Genomic DNA, 3,835 nt, shown 5'->3' on the forward strand with positions numbered 1-3,835 from the left:
GGAAACGATGTAGGCAGCGGGTGGGTCTCGTACGAGGGCGGGTCGCGCACCATGGTGTCCGACCCGCCCGGGACGCGGCCCGAGCCAGCCTCGGCGCAACGGGCGGAGCTGGGGCGGCGACGCCCTCACACGCTGCGGTTCTTCCCTGATAGAGCTTCGCGTGCAGCACCCGCACCTCCCACCATGGATCGCCCGTTGCAACATGGGGTGCAACACGGCTCCGCGTTGTACCCCTGACCTGGGCCTTCGCCCCTCCCGGACAGCGGCCGGGCCGTGTTGCAGCGGGCGCGTTGCACCCGAGTGGCGGCCCGGCCCGCGTCCTCCGGTGCCCTGGTACTCCCAGCGCATCCCGAGTTCGGTCAGGCGCTGGGCGCGTTCGGTGGGGATGTCGGCTCGCCTGCTGCGGCTGTTGGCGATGAACAGGCCGAGGCTGATCTGCACGGTGTTGCCGTCGTCCAGGACCAGGGTCTCCTTGTGCTTGCGGGGGACGTTGAGGTGCCCCTCGCGGGCCCAATACTGGGCGGCGGCGGCGAGGTTCCGGCGCTCCTTCTCCGCGTGGCTCACCTTCCCCGCCGGCTTCTGCTCGGCGGGCAGCGGCGTGAGGCCGAGTACGTGCTCCAGCGCCCACTGCTGGGCGGGGCTGAGCTTGTCCCAGCCGACCTGCTGGGCGCGGCCCCATCCGGCGAGGTCTTCGCCCTGGACGACTCAGCCCGTCGTAGGCCCGGGAGGTCAGCAGTTGGTCTCGGCGGCCGGCTGCTCGGAGTCGGCCCCGCGGTGTCCTCGCTCTCGCCTGCCTCCGACTCGCCGCCGTGGTCCTTCTCCCCCGCGCGCTTGGTGCGCAGTTCGGTGATGAAGCCGACCACGCGGGGGTCCCGCCGAACGAGGCGGTGTGGGGCGGGCGGCCGGTCGGGACCATCATGAAGAACCTGCGCACCGCATGAAGAACCTGCGCACCGCCCAGCGGCGCACCGAGGCGCTCCAGCGGCGGGCCGAGGCCGGCGAGACCGGCCTGAACTGGACGGGGGCGCTGACCGCCGACCGCAGGCCGCGCTGGACGAGATCGACCCGGCGTGGTGCCCGGCCTGGTCGGTGGAGTGGCAGCGGTGCTTCGCCCTGGCCTGGCGGTACATCAAGGACGGCGGCACGCTCGCCGGGGCACTCGCGTACCTCGCCACCGGCGGAACCCTGTTCCCGGCCTCTCGCCCCCGTTCCAGTCCCGGTCCTGTTCCCGGCCTCCTCGGAGTTGGGTGGGCCGGGTCGGGGTGTTCAGGATTTGAGGGTTGCGTCTGCGATAGCCGCCACGGTGCCGCTGTACCTGCAGGGGAAGTCTGCCGGGCTGAAGGTGGCCTCGATCCTGAGGACGGTGACACCGGTGATGTCCACGCTCGCCTCCTGCGGCTTGTTGATCTCCAGGCTTACGCTCTTGAGTTTCTTGTCGTCGCCGGTGATGGTGAGCGTTCCGTGCCGGGCTGTCCTGTTGTCGTCGAGCCCCGCGGTCAGGGTGAGGGTCTTGTACCGCTGATTGATGCTGTACTCGTACCGGGGGTTGCAGAGTTCGGGAAGAACCATGGCGTTGGTGTAGGTCTTGCCGCCCATGGTCACCGACTGGAGTTCGACGTCGGTGCTGTAGTTGAACGTGTCGAGGTCGCGCAGGGGGACTTCGCCGCTGGGCAGGGCGGAGCCGGGGGGCTTCGTAGTGCCGGCCGCCGCCGGCTGCGAGGGCGTGGCGGTGACCGTGACGGTGGCGGTCGCGTGCACCGTCTCCGTTGCCGTCACCGTCTTGGCGGTCGGCGAGTTCACCACGGCGGGCAGCCCGAGGAAGCCGAGCAGGAGACCCAGCAGGGCCGTGCCGGCGGAGACCAGCGCGGCGACCTCGCCCAGGCCGGCGAACCTCGGGGCCGTGCCGGGCCGGTAGGGAGTGTCGGGGGGCGCCTCGGGCGGCGGGGGGCTACCGGTACCTGGGGGCGTCGGGACACTCACGGGAACCTCTTCCTACGAGTCGGCAAGGCACCGCGAGGACGAACGTGAGTCGTGTGCTCCAGACCCCGTGCCCCCGCGTCACGACCATGAAGTCCAGCGTGCAACTGACTCATCGTCAAGACCGCTTGCACGGCTGCAGCCGCCCTGCAAGCTCGGGGTCCTGCTCTCCTATCAGGCCGCTGCTGGCCACCGCCGGCCGGGTCTGGGTGGTACCTGCCCCTGCGTTCGGCTGCCGGGCATCGCCTCACTCTGTGACCTCACGGCATTTTGAGCGGGGAGCGGGAGGCGGAGGAGCTGGGTCCGCTCGTGCTGCCGGTCCCGACGAAGCGGGAGCTGGTGGCCGCGCTGGTCTCCGCCCCGGACGATCCGTGGTGGGAGGACCGCGTGCTCCACGCGAAGCCCTCTACTGTCCGCGCTCGTTGGTTGTGGTCAGGCGGGGTGTGTCTGAGCTGGGGTTATCAGGGTGGGTCGCTGATTCCTGTGTGTGGGCTCCTTGGGGTGATGGGGGTGCCTGTGAGCGCTCTGGCCTGCGGTTGGTCAGTTGTGCTGAGTGTTGGTCAGGTGTACTGGGAGCGGATAAGGCGGCGGTGGGGCGTCGTGCGAGGGTGGGTGTGACCTGCACTGAGTCCGGTGGGGCTAAATCCCCCTAAAAAGCACCAAACCGCACCTAGCACCCTATTTGTCTAGACCATTCTGGTGGACCAGCGTGGGAGTCTGCGGGTTGGTATCGGGGCCGAGATGGTGTGACTATGCGTGATGGCCGGTGGGGTTGAGTGCCGTGTCGGCCTGCTGGCTGAGGTGGTTTGGGTGTCTCGGCTGTGTATTCGGGTGTGAATTTCTCCAGATGTTCCTGGATGCTGTTTTCTGGATTGGCTTCTTGGGGCGATCTGTATTCGATTGGATCGGGGGCGCGTGGTGGCCTGGCGTTCGGTTTGACGGGCCAGGCCGCTGCCGTGCCGTGTTGCACCGGCCTGGGCCGGTCCGCCGGCCTCGGCGGTTCCCCCGCGCCGCTCGCCCGCGTCGCCCGGCGCCGTGCCCCGCTGGTCCGTTGCTAGGGCCTGGCTGCCGTCCTGGTCGGCCGCCAGGCTGTCCCGCTGCGCCCGCCTCGGCCGTCCGGCCGCTGTGCCCGTGCCCGCCCTGGCCGCCCGGTGCCGCGCCCCGCTGCGCCGTGGCCGTCGTCCTGGCTCGGTGTTCGGTTCGGTGTCACCGCCCCGGGAATTGCCCGGTTGACGCGGGGCGGGATTTTCTGGGCGGCCTGGAACGGTGGTCTGGGTGTCGGAGGCGAGGGCCGTAGGCTCCTTTCCGGCCCGCCTGAATTAGATTTCGACCCGCTGCGCCTAGCGGGGATTCCAGATTTCGGCCTGAAAGAGAGCGGAAGGGAATTCGTTTTCTCATCGGAAGTGTAGCCGGATAGGGCCGGGATGGACGATGGACGCGAGGTTGGCTGTTCGCGTCTCGCGCCCGTCAGACGACCGGCAGAATAGAGCTGTACGGAAGCCGGGGAAACGCCGCCGGATACGTTTCGGATTCCGGTCCGGAATCTGTGGTTGAGGGCCCGGCAGGGGCCGCCGTGCGGGGCGCCAGTGAGGGCCCGCCACAGAGACCGGGGGAGGCCCGAGCCGGACCGGCGGCCCGGAGGTGACCGCCGAGGGCCGCAGGCCCCGCCCTGGGGGCGTCGGATGGGCCGACAGTCCAGCAATCAGGCGGCGGATCGGCCATCGGCCGGGGCAGGGGAGGGGACCAGGGGGTGGGGTTGTGGCTGATGCCACGACCGGTGTGAGTGGGTGGGGTGGTGTCAGCGGGTTGGGTGGCAGCGGGTTGGCAGGAAGCAGGGGATCGCTGAGCTGGTCTTCTG

General features: G+C 69.9%; 2 protein-coding genes. Both read right to left on the minus strand.

Features of this window, described 5'->3' with window-relative positions; all coding sequences use genetic code 11:
• On the minus strand, nucleotides 1-564 hold a 564-nt coding region (locus tag ACZ3TI_RS40695), incomplete at its 3' end, for a helicase associated domain-containing protein (protein ID WP_465735589.1).
• Nucleotides 565-1,266: 702 nt separating this feature from the next.
• Complete coding sequence (locus ACZ3TI_RS40700; protein WP_465735591.1) at nucleotides 1,267-1,980, minus strand: NPCBM/NEW2 domain-containing protein; 714 nt, start codon at nucleotides 1,978-1,980, stop codon at nucleotides 1,267-1,269.
• Nucleotides 1,981-3,835 lie beyond the last annotated feature (1,855 nt).

It is taken from the genome of Kitasatospora sp. NPDC023120 (assembly GCF_055560835.1).